Source organism: Saccharicrinis sp. 156, assembly GCF_050589685.1.
In the GTDB taxonomy this organism is placed as follows: Bacteria; Bacteroidota; Bacteroidia; order Bacteroidales; family Marinilabiliaceae; genus Saccharicrinis.
This window is the reverse complement of record NZ_JBNGOS010000005.1, coordinates 193,401-212,469: the sequence shown is the minus strand read 5'-3', so window position 1 is coordinate 212,469 and position 19,069 is coordinate 193,401. Positions and strand designations below refer to the sequence as shown.

The following is a 19,069-nucleotide window of genomic DNA, read 5'->3' as shown; positions in this document are numbered from 1 at the left end:
TAATGTTTTAAAAGGGAAATCCATGTCCGTGCCGCACATGCACCTAAAAACCGGCGCAGACTTTTTGATTCCGATTGAAACGAAAGCATTTACATATTTCCAACACTCATAAACACAACCAACATATAAAATTTCTATACATTTGCATGAATTATCTTTTGTATGGAGACCACATTTTACACAGATATTATATTACCCGTTCCATTGCCCCGATTATTCACCTACGAGATTTCTCAAAGGTGGATAAATGATGTGGAAATTGGTATGCGCGTGGTAGTTCCTTTTGGTAAAAAAAAATATTATTCGGGCATAATATATAGCCTGCACGATCAAAAACCAGAAGCATACGAGACCAAGGAAATCGTTTCTGTTTTGGATAGCACGCCCATCGTGAACGAAACACAGTTGCTTTTTTGGAAATGGATTTCCGAATACTATATGTGCACTTTGGGCGAGGTATATAAAGCTGCCGTACCTTCCGGCTTAAAGCTGGAGAGCGAAACCAAAGTTCATTATAATACCAATTGGGTTCCCGAGGAAAAACTCACCCCCAAAGAAACCATGGTGTTAGACTTTCTATCGGAGAAAAAAACGGCAACCGTTCAGGATTTGAACAATATTACCGAGCTGAAAAACTCCCTGCCCATTATTAAGTCTTTGCTCGATAAAGAAGCTTTATTTGTAAGCGAACGCCTTAAAGACGGGTACAAACCTAAAACCAAGAAGCTGGTGCAACTGGCACCCGAGTACTGTCACGATCAGAAATTACAAAATGTCTTCACGGAATTAAGCCGGGCCAAAAAACAATTGGAAGTTCTGATGGTATTCTTTACCATCATTGGAGGAGCCAATAAAAACAATTACAGCAAGGCTATAGAAAAAAACCTGTTGAAAGAAAAAAGCGGGGCCTCACTATCGGTATTAAATGAGTTGATAAAAAAAGGGGTGCTGCTGGAAGTTGAAACGGCCATCTCAAGATTGCAAACCGATACACTTTTAACAGATGGTTTACATGAACTTAATCCTGCACAACAAAATGCGAAACAGCAAATAGAGCAACAATTTAAAGAGAAAGACGCGGTGCTGTTGCATGGTGTAACTTCCAGTGGAAAAACTGAAATATATATCCACCTTATCAAGGAACAAATTGATAAAGGCAAGCAAGTGCTGTATCTGCTGCCTGAAATCGCCTTGACCACTCAGATCACTGGTCGCCTGAAAAAAGTATTTGGTAACGCAATAGGCATATACCATTCTAAATATAGCGATGCGGAACGCGTGGAGGTATGGAACGATATATTGCACCAAGAGAATTACAAAGTGGTGATCGGGGTACGTTCGTCCATTTTTCTCCCGTTTGACAACCTTGGCTTGATCATAGTGGATGAGGAGCATGAAAACACATACAAGCAATTCGACCCTTCTCCTCGCTATCACGCGCGCGATGCAGCTATGGTTCTGGCACATATGCATAAAGCCAAGGTACTTATGGGAACTGCCACTCCTTCTATCGAAACCTACAGAAACACGCAGCTGGCCAAGTACGGTCTGGTTGAACTATTTGAAAGGTTTGAAGGAATTCAGATGCCTCAAATAATTACCGTCAATGTGCGGGAGGAAAAGCGCAAGAAAAGGATGCACGCTCATTTTTCGGCCACCCTGATAGAGCATGTCACCAAAGCCATTAACAACGGGGAACAGGCCATTCTATTTCAAAACCGAAGAGGCTTCTCTCCTTATCTGGAATGCACACAGTGCTCCTGGGTCCCTAAATGCGACTTTTGCGATGTAAGCTTGACCTATCACAAGCACATCAATCAGCTGGTGTGCCATTATTGCGGTCATTCAAGTTATTTGCCTAAAACATGCAAAGCCTGCAATTCCCCGGCCTTACAGACCAAAGGCTTTGGCACCGAGAAAATTGAGGAAGATATAAAAATTATCTTCCCGGAAATCAAAGTGGCACGAATGGATTTGGACACGTCACGCACCCGCAAATCACACGAAACCATTATTGGTAATTTCGAACGGGGCGAAGTAGACATCCTAATTGGTACCCAAATGATTTCCAAAGGATTGGACTTTGACAACGTTAGCGTGGTGGGCATACTAAATGCCGACAGCATGCTGAACTACCCCGACTTTAGGGCCTTCGAACGCAGCTTCCAGATGATGGCACAGGTAGGCGGGCGCGCAGGACGTAAATACAAACAAGGAACTGTTATTTTACAGACCTCTAATCCGGATAATCCTGTCATATTAAATGTGATCAATAACAATTTTAAAAATCACTTCCAGTCGGAATTAGCCGAGCGGGAACTATTTAAATACCCACCTTTTTATCGTTTAATCCACCTTACGGTAAAACATAAAAATCAAAATACAGTCAATCAAGCCTCGGACTATCTCGGACAATACCTTCGTGGTCTTTTCAAGGAGCGCGTGGTGGGTCCTCAGGCACCCACTGTCAGCAAAATTCAAAACTGGCATATCCGCAAAATCATGCTAAAAATAGAAGGAGGAGTATCTCTTATCAAAGTGAAAGAAATGTTGCGGGATGCCATTAACACAGTGGTTTCTCACCCGGGATTTAAAGCCGTGGTGATACAGGCGGATGTTGATCCTATGTAGATAAAAGCAGAGAGACAACGGCACCGAGGTTTAAACCTGGAAGACCTTCGGCTTTCATGTCCAATATTATCCCTACCAGGATCTATGCCCTTGCTCAACCTACTGCAACAATTCTCACTCTTTAAGGTTATTAACCTACATCACCAAACAAATATCACGTTGAAGGATTATCTAATTGTCGGACAAGGATTGGCAGGAATGCTAATCGCAAATCAGCTAATGCAACGAAACAAATCTTTTTTAGCCGTAGCAGATAAAAACCAGATCTCAGCCACTTCGGTTGCAGCAGGCATGTACAACCCCTTAGTTTTCCGGAGAATCACCAAGAGTTGGATGGTGGATGACCTGCTTCCAGAGATGTATTCCACATTCTCGGAGCTGGAAGAAAGACTTCACACCAAACTGATTTACCCTACCCCAATTGTAAAACTGGTAACGGAGGATGAGTATAGGCGATGGACAAGCAAGTTGGAAGATCCCGAAATAGAGAAGTATATCCAAAAGCTTGAGAAGGGAACAAGTATCCATGGCATCCATCAGTTTTACGGTTCAGCTACCATTTCCGATTCTGGTTTTATTGATTTACAGGCTTTGCAAGAAAATTTCCATCAAGAATTGTTACACTATAATCATTTGGTGTATGATCATTTTTATTACGACGACATCAACATTCAAGAAGACTGCATTATCTGGAAAGGCTCTCAATTTAAAAACATTATTTTCTGTGAAGGGGCATTTGCTATCGACAACCCTTTGTTTCCCGAAGTAACCTATAAGCTTACCAAAGGCGATGTAATTAACCTTTCCATTGACGAAATTCAACTGGAAAATATCATCAATAAAATGGTGTTTTTAATGGAAAAATCTAAAGGGGAATTCCTTTCTGGTTCCACCTATAATTGGAGTGGTTTAAATTTTACAGCATTTGAGCAAGATCGCAACTATTTAAGCGAAAAGTTGTCCTCCATACTAAATAAGCCATTTAAAATTCTCCGGCATAAAACTGCCATTAGACCTACAGTTAGCGATCGAAGACCTGTGCTAGGCACCCATCGGAAATACAATAACGTACATTATTTTAATGGACTTGGAACAAAAGGCGTTATGTTAGCACCGTATTTCTCAAACCAAATGATTGAATATCTTGAAGAAAAAAAGGTGCTGCACCCGGAAGTAACGATGAATAGATTTAGATAATCAAAGGCACTTGGCCTTTTTTTATATATTTGTGCAAAATCAAAAGCATGCCACAAGACTATTTTTCAAATTTATTTCAGTCTTTTAACGATAAAAACATCTTAATATTGGGCGATGTAATGATCGACTCCTATTTATGGGGAGATGTGAACCGCATTTCGCCGGAAGCACCCGTGCCTATTTTATCAGGAATTGGAAGAGAAAACAGATTGGGTGGAGCTGCCAATGTTGCATTAAACATTCAGGCATTAGGCGCCAATCCAATTTTATGCTCCGTAATTGGAGACGATATTCGCAGTCATGATTTTTTCAAACTGCTCAAGGCGCAAAAGATGAGCAAGGAAGGTATTGTCACCTGCCATCACAGAAAGACTACGGTAAAAACCAGGGTAATCAGCCAGCATCAGCATCTACTAAGGGTTGACGAAGAGATATGCACGCCCATCAATCATGATTCCGAAGAAAAACTGATGGCAAAACTAATACATGTGTTAGAAACCCATCGGATTGATGCCATTATTTTTGAAGATTATGACAAAGGAGTGATCACTTCATCCGTGATTGAAAAAGTAGTTAAACTGGCCAATGAAAAAGGCATTCCCACGTTGGTTGATCCCAAAAAAAGAAATTTCAACGACTACAAAGGGGTTACCTTTTTTAAACCCAACTTTAAGGAATTTAACGAAGGCTGTAAGCTGGAACTTAACAAAAGCGAAAGTAAAGAATTGGTTGAAGCAGGCAAAAAATTTCAGCTCGAACAAGATATTGATATTCTAATGATTACACTTTCTGAGCGTGGGGTTTTCATTAATCATAAAGAAGGTGATTCAGCCATTGTACCTGCTGAAGTCAGAAGCATTTCAGATGTTTCGGGAGCCGGCGACACGGTCATTAGTGTTAGTTCACTGTGTCTTATACAGGGAATGGAACCCGGTCTGATTGCAAGAATAGCCAATATGGCCGGAGGATTGGTATGCGAAGAGTCAGGGGTAGTCCCCATTAACAAAGACTTACTTCTGCAAGAATGTGTTCGAAAAATCAAATTATAAACCTTTATCCTACAACCGTTTATAACTTTAAAGCTGAAGCAAAACTTTTAAACGTTTTTCGTATATGATTTTTTAATTAAAAGTTTAACTTTGACTGACTTTTATAGCAACAGAATATGGTGTGGTTAAGCCGCTCATTTCAAACGCTAGAAAACTGAATTACAGTAAAATACAACGACACTAGCTAGTAATTATAGAATTAAATTATCATTTTAATTTCCGTAATATGGGAAAAATTATTGCTCTTGCAAATCAAAAAGGAGGTGTTGGCAAAACAACTACAGCAATTAATCTGGCAGCAAGCCTCGCTGTTTTGGAATATAAAATATTGGTTGTTGATGCCGACCCGCAGGCAAACGCTACTTCTGGTTATGGTTTTGACTTGAGAGAAATTGAAGCAAGTATTTACGAATGTATCGTAGACGGTATCGATCCGAAGAACGCTTTGCTTAAGACGGATATAGAAGGATTGGATATTTTACCATCGCACATCGATTTGGTAGGTGCCGAAATTGAAATGCTTAATCGACCAAACCGGGAAAATGTTTTAAAAGATGTGTTGTACCAGATTAGAGATCAGTATGATTTTATTTTTATTGACTGTTCTCCTTCACTGGGTTTAATTACGGTAAACTCGTTAACGGCAGCCGACTCAGTTATAATACCGGTTCAGTGCGAATACTTTGCGCTTGAAGGCCTTGGGAAGTTACTGAATACCATTAAGATTATCCAAAGCCGACTAAACACCACTTTAGAGATTGAAGGATTTTTGTTAACCATGTACGATTCGCGTTTGAGATTATCGAACCAGGTGGTGGAAGAGGTTCAGCGTCATTTCCAGGACATGGTGTTCGAGACGTTGATTACCCGTAACATTAAGCTGAGCGAGGCGCCTAGTTATGGTAAGGCAGTGGTAGAGTACGATGCTTCGAGTAAGGGAGCGATCAATTACCTAAACCTTGCCCGGGAGTTGTTACAAAAAAATAACATGACCAAAATCGACAACAAGGATAAAGTTATCAAGTAGTCGAAATACTAAACATATAGGGAAGCCGTTCTCTACTTGCGACATGCAACAAGAACGGTTTCGTCATTACAAATAACAAAAGAAATCAAAAGTCATACGGAAAGCACCGGATGGCAATTATAGTAGTAGGATGGCAAAAAAGAATGCTTTAGGAAGAGGGCTGGGAGCTCTAATAGATAATGCCGATGAGGTAACCAGAGGAAAACCTTTGGAGGGAATGGACGAGATTGAAATGAGTAAAATTGTTGCCAATCCATGGCAGCCTCGTTCTCGCTTTGATGAGGAAAAATTAGAGGAGCTGGCAAACTCAATAAGAGAAATTGGTGTTATTCAACCGCTTACCGTTCGTAAGAGTGGTAATAAATATCAATTGATTGCAGGTGAGCGCCGATTCAGAGCTTCTAAAATTGTTGGACTTGAAAAAGTACCCGCCTATATTCGTACTGCCGACGACGAAACCATGCTTGAAATGGCTCTGGTTGAAAACATTCAGCGCGAAGACCTTGATCCCATTGAAATTGCCATCAGTTATCAACGGTTAATGGACGAATGCAATCTTACACAAGAAAGCATGTCGGAGCGAATTGGTAAAAAACGTGCTACGGTTACCAACTATCTTCGCTTGTTAAAACTTCCGGGTGAGATTCAATTAGGCTTGCGCGATAAAAAACTGGGAATGGGACATGCCCGTGCTATCATTGGTATTGAGGATGCGCAAACCCAAATTAAAATTTACGAAAAGATCATAGCCAATGACTATTCCGTGCGCAAAGTGGAAGAGGTTGTCAGAGAGATCAATGCCCCTAAACCTGAAAAAGATCCCGCTAAAGAAAAAGAGGCACTGCCGCAAGAATACAAACAATTAAGTAATCAAATTTCTTCTGTGTTTAATACTAAAGTACAATTTAACCGCAACGAAAATGGAAACGGTAAGATTGTGATCCCTTTTAAATCGGACGAAGATTTGGAAAGGATCATTGCTATATTAGACAAAGCGAACACAAAGGAATAGTTTTTGCTGTTGCAGCACCTGTTGTCAAAAAATGTTTATTTGAATTTTTTATCGGTGAAGAAAGATAGGATTATTTTCCTCGTTGCCATATTTATGGTAATGATGCTTGGCTATTCCCACGAAGCAAATGCCCAAAACAATAAATTCAACGTTGTTTCGGCAGATACCATCGATACCAAACCGGTTGTAGTAGAGCCCCATTCGCCGCATAAAGCAACATTCTATTCCGCTATATTGCCAGGATTGGGACAGGCGTATAACAGAAAGTATTGGAAAATCCCTATTTTATATGCAGGAATTGGTGGTGTAATTTATGGTTTGGATTTTAACACCACAAACTATAAAAAATACAGAAGGGCGTATCGCGATTACCTGATTCAAGACCCGGGTAACACAAGTTATTTGAATGAAAACGTACGCCCGCGCGGAACAACATTGGAAGAATTTGAAACATTACTCGAAACAAACAGTTCTTATGCCGACTGGTTTGAATCGGCATTAGAAAATAAAAGAGATTATTATAAAAGATACAGAGATTTAAGTTATGTAGGCCTGGCCTTGGTTTACGTATTAAATTTAGTAGATGCCAGTGTAGACGCTCACTTTAAAACGTTTGATGTGAGTAACGATCTAAGCATGCATATTGAACCAACGGCCACACCTATGTATGGCGGTTTTAATAGCATAGGCATGCAAATAAGGTTTACCTTTTAAAATTTAATTTATCAACACAACAATAAAAAATAGGAAAATGTTAAGGTTTTTGATGATTGGTGCAGTAGCAATTACAGCATTTAACTATACGCAAGCGCAGGAAATTGAAATCACGGACTCACTAACTGTGGTTGCTGACACATTACAACAAGATTCAGTAAAGTTAGACAACAACGTGGAAGCAGGCTTTTTTACCGAAAATCTGGACACCGTTAAAATTACTGCTGAAACCAAAGTAAATAACACACCTTTAAGTTACCCTAAAGACTTACCCGATTCTGTCTACATCAAGCGTCTACAGCAAATTGAGTCTCCACTCGAGTTTCCTTATAACTCAAAAGTAAAGGCATATATTCAACTGTACACGCAAAAAAAACGAGAGCAGGTTGAAATTATGCTGGGTCTTTCCGATTATTATTTCCCTTTGTTCGAAGAAGCTCTTGACGCAGCCAATCTTCCATTGGAATTAAAATACTTACCGATTATTGAATCGGCTTTGAACCCAAGAGCTTTCTCCAGAGCGGGCGCTTCGGGCCTTTGGCAGTTTATGTACGGAACAGGTAAAATGTACGGACTAAAAGTAGATTCGTATGTGGATGATCGAAGGGATCCGGTTAAAGCGACACAAGCTGCGGTAAAATTCCTACAGGATCTATATAAAATATATGGCGATTGGTATTTGGTAATTGCAGCTTACAACTGTGGGCCTGGCAATGTAAACAAGGCCATTTATCGCTCGGGTGGTAAACGCGATTTTTGGCAGATATATTACCGCCTGCCACGCGAAACCAGAGGATATGTTCCTGCATTTATTGCGGCAGCCTACACCATGACTTACCATAACGAACACATGATTAAGCCCAAGCCTGCGGATATTGTTCAAGCTACAGATACCATAATGGTTTCAGATTTATTGCATTTTAAGCAAGTATCAGCGGTTACGGGTTTATCTGTAGAAACATTACGTGCATTAAACCCGCAATATCGAAGGGATGTGGTTCCGGCCCAAAAGAAAGCCTATAGTTTAAAACTGCCATTCGATGCAACGGAGAAATTTATTGCCATGGAAGATTCTATCTTCGGATACCAACGCGAAAAGTATTTCGCATCAAACCGTCTGGTAGTAAGCCCTTCGAACCACTACAATGCACCTGCCGCCCCCAAAAACAAAGCCAAAGTTTATTACACGGTTAAATCCGGCGATGCCGTAGGACTCATCGCGGATTGGTTTGATGTTTATACCTCTGACTTGCGTTACTGGAACAACATCCATAGAAACTTAATTAAAGTTGGGCAAAAATTGGTCATATATGTACCCAAAAACAAAGTAGATTATTACGAAAAGTTTAACACCATGAGCTATGCGGCAAAGCAAGCTACAAATGGAAAAACTGTTGCCTCATCGCATAAACCTTCGTCCACTAAAAAGGTATCTCAATCCATAGATGCCAACTACGAGTATTATACCGTTCGAAGAGGAGATAACCTATGGTCAATTGCCAAAAGATATCCAGGTATTTCAAACAACGATATTATGCGCCTAAACGGCTTAACCGCGTCATCAAAAATTAACCCCGGACAAAAATTAAAAATAAGACCTAAAAGTTAATTTTAGATTATACAAAATGCCCAAACGCTCATTTGTCCTTCAAATGGGCGTTTTTTTTGTTGACACTGTTCAAATTTCTAATGCCAGCTCTCGGTTAATCATTTCTGTATAAAACATTTTTGTTTGATACATTTTTGTTTGATATAAATAAATTATAATTTTAAAGTATGGATAAGGCAACACCATTCACATACGGAAAACTCACTAACGCGCATACCTTTGCCAACAGAACAAAGGAAATAGAACACTTGGGGTTTAATTTCAGAGGAGGAGTTAATACCATTATCATATCACCCAGGAGGTGGGGGAAATCCTCTTTGGTTGAAGAGGCAGCCCGAAGAATTAAAGACAAACACATAAAAATTGCATTCCTTGATTTGTACGACACTAAAACCGAAAAAGAATTTTATTTTCTTTTAGCAAATGAGGTTATTAAAGCTTGTACGAGTAAAGCAGAAGATTTCTTTAATAATGCAAAAGGTATTTTCAGACATCTTATCCCAAAAATTTCGTACTCCCCTGCACAAGACCAGAAGATAGATATTGAATTTAATTGGGAGCAAGTGCAAAAAAATCCATCCGAAATACTGGATATGGCAGAATCATTGGCTATAGCCAAAAATATTCGACTAGTTGTTTGTATGGATGAATTCCAGAACATTGGCTCATTTAAAAAATCTTTGGATTTTCAGAAAAAACTCAGGGCTCATTGGCAACGACATCAACACGTAACATATTGTTTATATGGAAGCAAGCGTTCCATGCTTATCGAGTTTTTTTCGTCCTCCAGGATGCCATTCTATAAATTTGGAGATATTATCCTGTTAGAAAAGATTTCAGGCTTGGAATGGGAAAAATTTATTATCCGGAGATTTAAATCCACTCAGAAAAAGATCGGCACTCCCATCGCCAGACTTATTCACGAATATGCAGAACAGCATTCATACTATGTGCAACAATTGGCACAACAATGCTGGTTACGTACCGAAACCGTATGCACCGAGGAGATTGTAGAAAACGCATTGGAAAGCCTTATCAACCAACTAAGCCTGTTATTTCATGGAATGACCGATCTCCTGCCAACGACCCAGGTTCGTTTTTTAAACGCCCTTCTTGATAACCAAACCTCTTTGACGAGTAAAAAAGTACTTGAGAAATATCAACTTGGTACTTCCAGCAATGTAAAACGCATTAAACAAGCCTTAGTGCAAAAAGAGATTATTGATATAATGGGAAAAGACATCAACATCCTTGACCCCATATACAAGCACTGGTTACGAAGGTTCTATTTTCGATAAGCCATACCGGCCTCTAAAAAGGAAAGGGCCTCTGTTCTCCTATGGATAAAGGACATCGCACCCTGTTTGGAACATCCCCGGGCTTTGACCATGGCTAGATATTAAAATGCTGTTCGCACTTCATCCCAAAATTGTCATTAGATTTCATTTAAACGCCAATTCAATGATCAAAATCTAAACAATACTACACCTGCAATATGCATTAGAAATCCTGTTACACACTTCTAATACATCATCCGGGTTAAACATAACAATGTAAGATCTTCTTTCCAGATATAAATCGGGACCGTTGATGCCGGTTGACATTACAACAATCCCCTCGATTTAATCTCCAAATACTTATTCACCGTATTAACGGTTAAATCTCCAGGGGCACTAAGAATGGCATGAATACCATATTGCTTGAGTTCGCGGACAATTAGTTTCTTGTCGAAAGTAAATTTCTCGGCTATGGTCTTCACATAAATATCTTCAATGCTCTCCGTCGTTTGCTCCGTTATTTTTGACACTTCGGTATTTTCGAAGAATACCACTACCAACAAATGGTTTTTAGCCAAACTCTGCAAAAAAGGAATTTGTCTGCGCGCAGAACCCAGGCTTTCGAAGTTGGTGTATAACATCATTAAACTACGATGATAAACCTTTCGCTTAATTTGCGCATATAACAATTCCAGATTTTGTTCTTTGAAATCGGTATCCTGATTGTACAGCACCTCCATGATATGCTGCATATGTCTTCCGTTACGAGCCGCAGGAACCATAGAGTGAATGGTGTTACTAAAAGTAAAAAGTCCAGCCTTATCGTGTTTGAGCATGGCAATGTTGGAAATCACCAGTGATGTATTGATCGCGTAATCCAGCAAGGTCATCCCGTTGAAAGGCATTTTCATGGTTCGCCCCAAATCTATCAAACTAAAGACCTGCTGCGACTTTTCGTCCTGGTACTGATTCACCATTAAATGCCCTTTGCGTGCGGTGGCTTTCCAGTTAATGGTTCTGTAATCGTCACCGGTAATGTAATCCCTAATCTGGTCGAACTCCATCTGGTGTCCAATCTTTCGGATTTTCTTAACGCCAAGCTCCGTGAGCCGGTTTGAGATGGCCATTAACTCAAACTTGCGCATCTCAATGAAACTGGGATACACCTTCACCATGGCATCCTGGTTAAAAATATATCTCCTGGAGATAAAAGAAATAGGCGAGCGGGCATAAACATTTAATGCGCCAAAATGATATTCGCCCCTGTTGACCGGACTAAGCGCGTAACTGAACTTTTTCTCCTGTCCGGAAACCAATATAAACTTCTCGTTAAAATCCCTTTCCTGAAATTGAAAAGGCAACTCATCGATAAGCGTAACAGAAACCCTAAAATTAAAGTTGCTTTTAAAAGTAAGCTCTACCTTATTTGCGTCACCATTTGAAAATCTTTCCGGCAGTTCCCTAAAGGCTTTAATCCTGGTTGAACTTTTACCTGCATACATGAGTAAACTATCCACAATGAGCAGTAAAGCAAAAAGGAAGAATGCTAATTGCCCCACCACAAATATCATTTGGTAATACTGTCCCAAAATCATTAGCACCATAATAAGTGCCAATGAGGCAAAGAATCGTTTTGTGATAAAAAGGGACTTCCAGAATTTACGCATTACCACCTTAATTAGATATTAAAAACTGATTGGACTTTGCTTACCTGGGTATTTCAACAGAATCCACAATTTGTTGAATTACGGCATTGGTCTTTACTCCTTCCATTTCCTTTTCGGGAGTTAGGATAACACGATGTGTCAATACAGGTGTAATTACAAACTTAATGTCTTCAGGAGTCACAAAATCACGTGCTTCTATAGCCGCATATGCTTTGGCCGCATTCAAAATAGCAAGCGAAGCCCTCGGGCTTCCTCCTAAAAACAGGGCATTTGATTTACGGGTCTTCTCAACAACCTGGGCAATATACCGGATCAGGTTAGGTTCCACCAACACTTTTCTTACCAATTCCTGCAAAGCCACCATCTGATCTGCCGAAATTACCGCATTCACCAGCGACAGTTCTGCTGTATTTGCACGTTCTTGTGCATTGCTTAATATTTGTACCTCCTCTGCTAATGATGGATAATCCAGTTCAATCTTAAACAAGAAACGGTCCAGCTGAGCCTCAGGCAAACGGTAAGTACCTTCGTGCTCCACCGGGTTTTGCGTTGCAAACACGATAAACGGCGCTTCCATCTTTCTGCATTCTCCATCAACGGTTACCTGACGTTCTTCCATTACCTCGAACAGGGCTGCCTGTGTTTTTGCGGGCGCACGGTTGATTTCATCTATCAAAATCAAATTTGAAAAGATGGGGCCTTGTTTGAATTCAAACTCCGATTTCCCCATATTAAAAATGGTGGTTCCCAAAACATCCGAGGGCATCAGGTCTGGCGTAAACTGGATTCGTTTAAACCCTGAAGATATGCATCTGGCCATTAATTTGGAAAGCATGGTTTTTGCCACGCCGGGAACACCTTCCAATAAAATATGACCATTGGCCAACAAGGCGGTTAACATCAAGTCAATGATTTTTTCCTGCCCAACGATAACTTTTGCTATCTCGTTTTTTATTTGAAATGCGGCACGGTTTAATTCCTCCAGATCAAGTCTGTTTTCAAATGGTGTTTGGTCTTGCATATTTTGAGTCTTTATTTTTTTGTAGTCCTACATTTATCGTAGAAAAATTCAATTTTCTTATTAAACTGCTCTAAATCCTCTTCCGAAATACTTTTAACCTGCTGCAGTTTTACCGCAATATCAAAAAGCTGTTTTACGGTTCTGATTGGCACCTCACATTTTTCGGCTATCGCATCGTACAATTCGGAATTTATATTAGCCGTATCGATGTAATATTTTGTTCGTAGAAACTCCAGAAAATAGGTATACTTCTTTTTTGCGATATCGAGATGGTCCCTTTTCCTGAAATACAACCGGCCTATGGTTTCAATAAAGGTAAGGGTAGTATTTTCAGGAGCGTTAATGATGGGTATCATCCGCTGTTGACGTTTAGCCGCAAAAACCATGTAGATGAGAATCCCGAAAAACATAATATACCAGGCATATCGCAACGCTTTTTGCGAGAGTATGTATCTAAACTCCGATCCTGAGATTGGCGCATCCTGCTTGTAAAACTCGTCCCAAATAACCTCTGCTCCGGGAAGGTAGGACAAACATTTAAAGACGTATTCGTAGTTCTCTCCAATCAACAAATTATAATTGGTAAATGCCAATGGGTTGGTATTGATAAAGAAGTTTCCTGCTCCATATTTTATTTTAATAAAATTGGTTTTAGCTTTTTCCCCCAATCCGAGTACAGTTGTTTTTAGTGTGTCGTACGATTGAAAATAAGCTCTGTGGTAAGCTCTTTTGTAATGGTATCCCCATGGGGATTTAAGTTTTGGGTTTACCAGGTTTAACTGAATGGAATCCTGTTGCATTAATCTAAACGAAAAATCCTCATCCATCTTAAATCCTAGGGTATCTTTTACTTGTTCGGAAAACTCTACCGCAGCTATAAATATATTATTACCGGATTCAACAACATTCAACATTTTTCCCAAATCAAATTTGTCCGGTTCAAACGAATCGTTGATATAAATGATTCCCGCACCCTCAAGGCGCCTGTCCTTTAAAAAATTATAGATGGGCGTATGAGCTGTTTTAATATCCTCTTTGGCAAACAGCTGCTCCAATTCATCAAACAAGATACTGTTACCAAACGGAATTTTATCATCTTTTGAAAAACTAAGGCTCCAATCTATCTGGCCGGGCGAAATTATCAGAACCATTAAATACAACATAAAGGCAGCTGTAACTCCAAAAACCAGATATTTGTTATGTATACCTTTTCCCATGGTTAAGCCGAAATTTTTCCTTTTTGAATGAGTCGTTCAAACGCATCAAACTCTGAGCGAACGAACCCAAACTTTTCTGCCTCTACACTAAATTGGCCATACCAGATATATTCGTAGCTTATTACCAATCTTTTAAACAATTTTTTGTGTTCGCCCGACTTTAACTCGTAATAATATTCCTTATTGGTTTTCCAGGGTTTCCATTCAATCAAATCCGAACTATCCAAATGTCTTAAACTTAAAAGGTACATTACCCTTACCGCCTCGCGATAGGCCTTGTTTTTTATGGCCACATCTAAAACTTTTTCCAGATTTTCGTTGTAAATATCATCATCCCCCTGTTTAAAACTGAGGTTTTGAACTTTACTGTCTCCGGTAAAGATAAACAAGCTAGAAATTTTAATGCCCAATAGTTTTAAAATCACAAACAGCAATATTAAAACAGCCATTCCCATCAGCACATATAAAAAGGCCTTACCATTTAACCCACTGCGTAAAATCTTCGACCAGAACCATCGCTTGAATTTTTCCCACCAGGTTTCAGGTTTCTCGTACCTGTCATAAACATATTGGGGCATTCGCTTATACGCTTCCATTTTGTCGATGGATGCAGGCCTGTAATCCACATGCGACCTATCCCAAGCCTCCACTTTGGCAGAATCCTGGGCATTGGCATCCTTCCCAATTAAAGTAAGTAGGATTAAAAATAGAATTGTATAACGCGATTTGCTATTCATCTTTGACTTCCGGCTCTTCGTTAATTTTGTCAATCTTGCCCAATAATGACAAGTTATCCTTATGTTCTACCAGGCTGTAATATTGAAACGAGATAACAATGGAGGGAAGTGGTGTTACAATCGCGGTTCCGATGGTGGATATAACGGTGGTAATCATAAAAGGTATGGAAACGCCCGTCATGTTTTCCTCCAAAACACTTTGAGCTCCGGCAATTATACCGGCGGGAACACCAAAAACAGCACTCAATACAAACATGATAATAGATGCAATGATTAATAATCCGAATGTTTGCCACCAGTGATCTTTCACCAAATAAAAACATCTTGATAAAGTATTTCCAAACCCTTCGTTTTCTGCTGTTTTAACGATTAAGATTAAGGACAATGGCACCATCACATATATACCTGGAACAATCAATGCAATAAAGGCAACAATAACTACCAAAACCGAAATGATATTAAATCCGATATATGCGGCAAATAACGAAGTGAATTTATTCCAAACTTCCTTAACCTCAACATTTCCCGCCCCCCTTTCTACATAGAGAACAACATAACAATAGGCCAATCCAGTCAAGAATATTTGTACAATAAGATTAATCATATTAAACATAATCGCTTTGCCGGGCATCGTACGCACAAACTCCTCTGACGCAGATGGATTCCCAATATTATTCAGGAAATTAGTTAATGTAGTATCTACATAAATACCACTTAATATGGCTTGAATAAGCACGGGGATACCCGCATACAAAAGCAATGCATACCCCAGGACTTTATATTCCTGTCTAATAAACGCAAACGTGGCATTTAAAACGTCGCTAAAATCTCTTTTTCTCCTTAATTCTACTTTCTCGTCAAACATATATTCTTATTTAATTTGTTTGGATTTTAAATGGTGAGCTTCCTTTGTAAATCTTTTAAAAACCAAATTTGGGTATCTGAAGAAATACCAAATGATAAATGACAACGAACCCAATATGATGATTAAATTAATGCTAAGTGGCATGTTATCATAATGCCTGGTAACAAAACTCTCTAAAAATCCAGCTACCAAAAAAATGGGCACCAACCCAATCATAATTTTCACGCCTCTCCGCACTCCGATACCCAGGGCAGTAATTCGGGGGAGGGTTCCGGGAAACAAAAAACTATTCCCTAAAATAATTCCGGCTCCCCCTGCAATCACAATTCCCGGAAGCTCCAACGCTCCGTGAATATAAATAGCTAAGGAAGAAACCGAGAACAGCTGCTTTTGATAAAAAAATGCCTGAAACGCTCCTACCATGATACCGTTTTGCACCAGAACAAAACCAACGCCAAGCGAGGTAAGCATGCCAAAAACAAAAACCACGAACGAAACCCAAATATTATTGGATGTGATGGCTAAAAACATTTCAAACTCTCCCATGGTCCCATAGATACCCATTGGGTCACCTTTTTCAATATTGTCGAGAGTAGTGTTCACATAGGTATCCCCTAAAATCAGCCGAACAAAACCATCGTCATTTAAGGCAGAAACTGCACCAAGCGTTCCGGCTATTAAAAAAATAACCAAGGATATAAGGAAGTACTTTCGACTGTGATAAAATTCCAACGGAAGTTCCGTCAACCAGAAAGTTTTAAAACGACTCGACTTCTCCTTCTTGTTTTTGTATATCTCCTGGTGTGTTTTTACCGTTAATGAATTGAGATATGAAATCGTTCCTGACTTTGGAAAGAACGTTCTCGCATATGCCAAATCGTCGGTCAATTGTATAAACTGGTCGGCAAGCTCGTCCGGGTTCAATTTATCGCCCTTCTTCATGTTTTCCTCAAAACTTTGCCAGCGCGACTTATTGCGGTTAATAAAGGTTATTTCTTTCACGACAAGTTAAGCTCAATTAAAAATAGGACGTATTAATGATTCAAATATAAGTAATAGAAGTAAATTTGTTACATTTGATTTCCGTTTATTTAACAATTTAAACTGTATTCATGGAGTACGTAAGTGTTTCCACTACTCAAAATATTGATTTGGAATATAGGATGGCAGGCATAGGCGATCGTATATTGGCTTTTGGTTTTGACCTTTTGGTATTAAGTTCATGGGCAATCCTATGGTTGATTGTTTTTTCGCAAACCGGAGGCCTTCAATTGTGGCAGATTATTTTTGTATTACCCATTATGTTCTACAGTTTACTTTCCGAGTTGTTTTTAAATGGCCAAACATTTGGTAAAATGGTACTCAAAATAAGGGTGGCTAAACTCGATGGCTCCGAACTAACCTTGGGCACCTGTCTTATAAGATGGATTATGCGTATAATTGACATATGGCTATTGTCGGGTGCTGTGGCGGTACTTGCCATTTTGGTAAGTAATAAATCCCAACGTTTAGGCGATTTGGCCACAGGCACTTCCGTGGTTAAAACTTCGCACAAAAATCTATTTGAAGAAACCACATACATCGAAGTGCCCAAAGATTACACAACCGTTTATCCACAATCGAGTCGGTTGAGCGATGAAGATGCTGCCACTATCAAAGAAGTATTGAATTTTGTGGAGGCGAAAAACGATACCGGTACTGATGTTGAATACCATCCTATGCAACTTAAATTGCAGAATGCACTGAAACAAAAGTTAGAGATACGGGATATTAACGGATCGGCTAAAACATTTTTAGAAGACTTGTTGAAAGATTTTAACCATTTACACAAATAATGAAAACCTTTATATATATACTCGCGTGCTTACTGTTTGTGATTACCTCTTGTTCTGAGAAAAAGGTAAAGCAAATTCCTTTAATTGAAGGACACATATCCAATTACAACGGAAATAAAGTTTTTCTGTTTGAGGATGGAGCTGCTGATGTAGCATTAGATACTGCTGATGTAGATTCGGAAGGCGTATTTTCTGTTTCCAAACAAAGTATTAAAACAATAGGTTTCTTTTACTTACAGTTTCAGGATGGGGGCAAGATTAATTTTTTCCTCAAACCAACCGACTATGTTTATTTACAAGTTGATGCTAACAACCTGCTGGAATCTTGTAAAAGCAACAATTCAAAACTTTTGATGAGTTACTGGGAACTGGAGAAAATAAATCATGAATTTAACTCTAAACTTAAAAAACTTTCGGAGGAATTTAGTTATATGGAGGGACAGGCACTGAACGACTCCCTGTATCAAAACCTTTACCGCAGAAAGGATATACTTATTAAAGACCTAAGAAACAAAAGCTTGAGAATTGCAAAGGAGGCTAATTCTCCTATCATTGACTTTTTAATGTTAAACCAAAAAGCAGGCAACAATTCTCTTTTTTCCCTTGAGTCCGACTTACAATTATTCGTAGATAATGCAGAACAATTAACCAGCGATGAGCAACTTAAAAAACTTTTTGCAGAGTACGATAAAAAAATCATGCAAACCTACGCTTTAATCCGGGCAGAAGGACATTATCATAAAGGAAACAAGTTTCCCGAACTGAGAGCGCGAACCAATTGGAATGAGATCGTTACACTAAAGGATATGAACGGAAAACCTACCCACATCATCTTTTGGTCGGGCCATGACTTGATGGACGATGCCAAACTGAAACAAACCAAAAGTATGATGTATCGCTATGGCTCCCAAGGATTAAAAACCGTAATGGTAGCCTACACCAAAAACAAAAAAAATTGGCTGGCCCATATTAAAAAACACAGACTCCCTTATTGGCACTTGATTGATACCATGTCGGTACATTCTTTAGATTTAGTTGAAACCGGTGTACGGTCCCTCCCATGCAACTTTGTTGTTGACAGTGCCGGAACTATCATAAACAGGGACATTTGGGGAGATGAGCTCGAGCTGACCATACGTAGCAATATCAAAAAATAATGATATCTTTGGGCGACCAAAAACTCAAGGACAATTCAAAACACTAATTGACAA

Annotated in this window: 16 protein-coding genes; 10 read left to right on the top strand and 6 right to left on the bottom strand. The window is 39.3% G+C overall.

The genetic code is table 11. The annotated features are described in order from the left end of the window. Positions 1–162: 162 nt before the first annotated feature. The 8 genes from priA to ACRD64_RS04530 all read left to right on the top strand — a co-directional run bounded on the left by priA (position 163) and on the right by ACRD64_RS04530 (position 10,537). Positions 163–2,631, top strand: a complete 2,469-nt coding sequence (gene priA / locus ACRD64_RS04565) for a replication restart helicase PriA (protein ID WP_430932036.1) — start codon at positions 163–165, stop codon at positions 2,629–2,631. 159 nt (positions 2,632–2,790) lie between these two features. Beyond that, on the top strand, positions 2,791–3,828 hold the full coding sequence (locus ACRD64_RS04560) for an NAD(P)/FAD-dependent oxidoreductase (protein WP_430932035.1): 1,038 nt from the start codon (positions 2,791–2,793) through the stop codon (positions 3,826–3,828). A 47-nt stretch (positions 3,829–3,875) separates the two neighbouring features. Beyond that, positions 3,876–4,877, top strand: coding sequence for a bifunctional heptose 7-phosphate kinase/heptose 1-phosphate adenyltransferase (locus ACRD64_RS04555; protein WP_430932034.1), 1,002 nt, complete (start codon positions 3,876–3,878; stop codon positions 4,875–4,877). A 226-nt stretch (positions 4,878–5,103) separates the two neighbouring features. Beyond that, positions 5,104–5,904 carry a ParA family protein gene (locus tag ACRD64_RS04550; protein WP_430932033.1) on the top strand — a complete coding sequence of 267 codons (801 nt, stop codon included), beginning with the start codon at positions 5,104–5,106 and terminating at the stop codon, positions 5,902–5,904. 130 nt (positions 5,905–6,034) lie between these two features. Further along, positions 6,035–6,916, top strand: a complete 882-nt coding sequence (locus ACRD64_RS04545; protein WP_430932032.1) for a ParB/RepB/Spo0J family partition protein — start codon at positions 6,035–6,037, stop codon at positions 6,914–6,916. A gap of 39 nt (positions 6,917–6,955) precedes the next feature. After that, entirely contained in the window at positions 6,956–7,630 is a 675-nt protein-coding gene (locus ACRD64_RS04540; protein ID WP_430932031.1) for a DUF5683 domain-containing protein, read from the top strand. Positions 7,631–7,667: 37 nt separating this feature from the next. Further along, positions 7,668–9,239 carry a transglycosylase SLT domain-containing protein gene (locus ACRD64_RS04535; RefSeq protein ID WP_430932030.1) on the top strand — a complete coding sequence of 524 codons (1,572 nt, stop codon included), beginning with the start codon at positions 7,668–7,670 and terminating at the stop codon, positions 9,237–9,239. 167 nt (positions 9,240–9,406) lie between these two features. Beyond that, positions 9,407–10,537 carry an AAA family ATPase gene (locus ACRD64_RS04530; RefSeq protein ID WP_430932029.1) on the top strand — a complete coding sequence of 377 codons (1,131 nt, stop codon included), beginning with the start codon at positions 9,407–9,409 and terminating at the stop codon, positions 10,535–10,537. 305 nt (positions 10,538–10,842) lie between these two features. Here ACRD64_RS04530 and ACRD64_RS04525 read toward each other — a convergent pair whose 3' ends face one another. Genes ACRD64_RS04525 through ACRD64_RS04500 form a run of 6 tightly spaced genes read right to left on the bottom strand, consistent with a single transcriptional unit; the run spans position 10,843 to position 17,025 of the window. Continuing rightward, positions 10,843–12,183: a DUF58 domain-containing protein gene (locus tag ACRD64_RS04525; protein ID WP_430932028.1), complete on the bottom strand. Its 1,341-nt coding sequence runs from the start codon at positions 12,181–12,183 to the stop codon at positions 10,843–10,845. A 40-nt stretch (positions 12,184–12,223) separates the two neighbouring features. Then, complete coding sequence (locus tag ACRD64_RS04520) at positions 12,224–13,204, bottom strand: AAA family ATPase (RefSeq protein ID WP_430932027.1); 981 nt, start codon at positions 13,202–13,204, stop codon at positions 12,224–12,226. Positions 13,205–13,215: 11 nt separating this feature from the next. Further along, positions 13,216–14,421, bottom strand: a complete 1,206-nt coding sequence (locus ACRD64_RS04515) for a DUF4350 domain-containing protein (RefSeq protein WP_430932026.1) — start codon at positions 14,419–14,421, stop codon at positions 13,216–13,218. 2 nt (positions 14,422–14,423) lie between these two features. Further along, a complete protein-coding gene (locus tag ACRD64_RS04510) occupies positions 14,424–15,158 on the bottom strand; it encodes a DUF4129 domain-containing protein (RefSeq protein ID WP_430932025.1) in 735 nt (244 codons plus the stop codon). Further along, entirely contained in the window at positions 15,151–16,023 is an 873-nt protein-coding gene (locus ACRD64_RS04505; protein ID WP_430932024.1) for a hypothetical protein, read from the bottom strand. The genes ACRD64_RS04510 and ACRD64_RS04505 overlap by 8 nt, the downstream gene beginning before the upstream one ends. Positions 16,024–16,029: 6 nt before the next feature. After that, positions 16,030–17,025: a stage II sporulation protein M gene (locus tag ACRD64_RS04500; RefSeq protein ID WP_430932023.1), complete on the bottom strand. Its 996-nt coding sequence runs from the start codon at positions 17,023–17,025 to the stop codon at positions 16,030–16,032. A 110-nt stretch (positions 17,026–17,135) separates the two neighbouring features. Between ACRD64_RS04500 and ACRD64_RS04495 the strand changes: the two genes are divergently transcribed. Together ACRD64_RS04495 and ACRD64_RS04490 are read left to right on the top strand one after the other, a co-directional pair. Further along, on the top strand, positions 17,136–17,858 hold the full coding sequence (locus tag ACRD64_RS04495) for an RDD family protein (protein WP_430932022.1): 723 nt from the start codon (positions 17,136–17,138) through the stop codon (positions 17,856–17,858). Further along, positions 17,858–19,015 (top strand): TlpA family protein disulfide reductase, encoded by a 1,158-nt coding sequence (locus ACRD64_RS04490; RefSeq protein ID WP_430932021.1) that lies wholly within the window; start codon positions 17,858–17,860, stop codon positions 19,013–19,015. The genes ACRD64_RS04495 and ACRD64_RS04490 overlap by 1 nt, the downstream gene beginning before the upstream one ends. Positions 19,016–19,069: the final 54 nt, after the last annotated feature.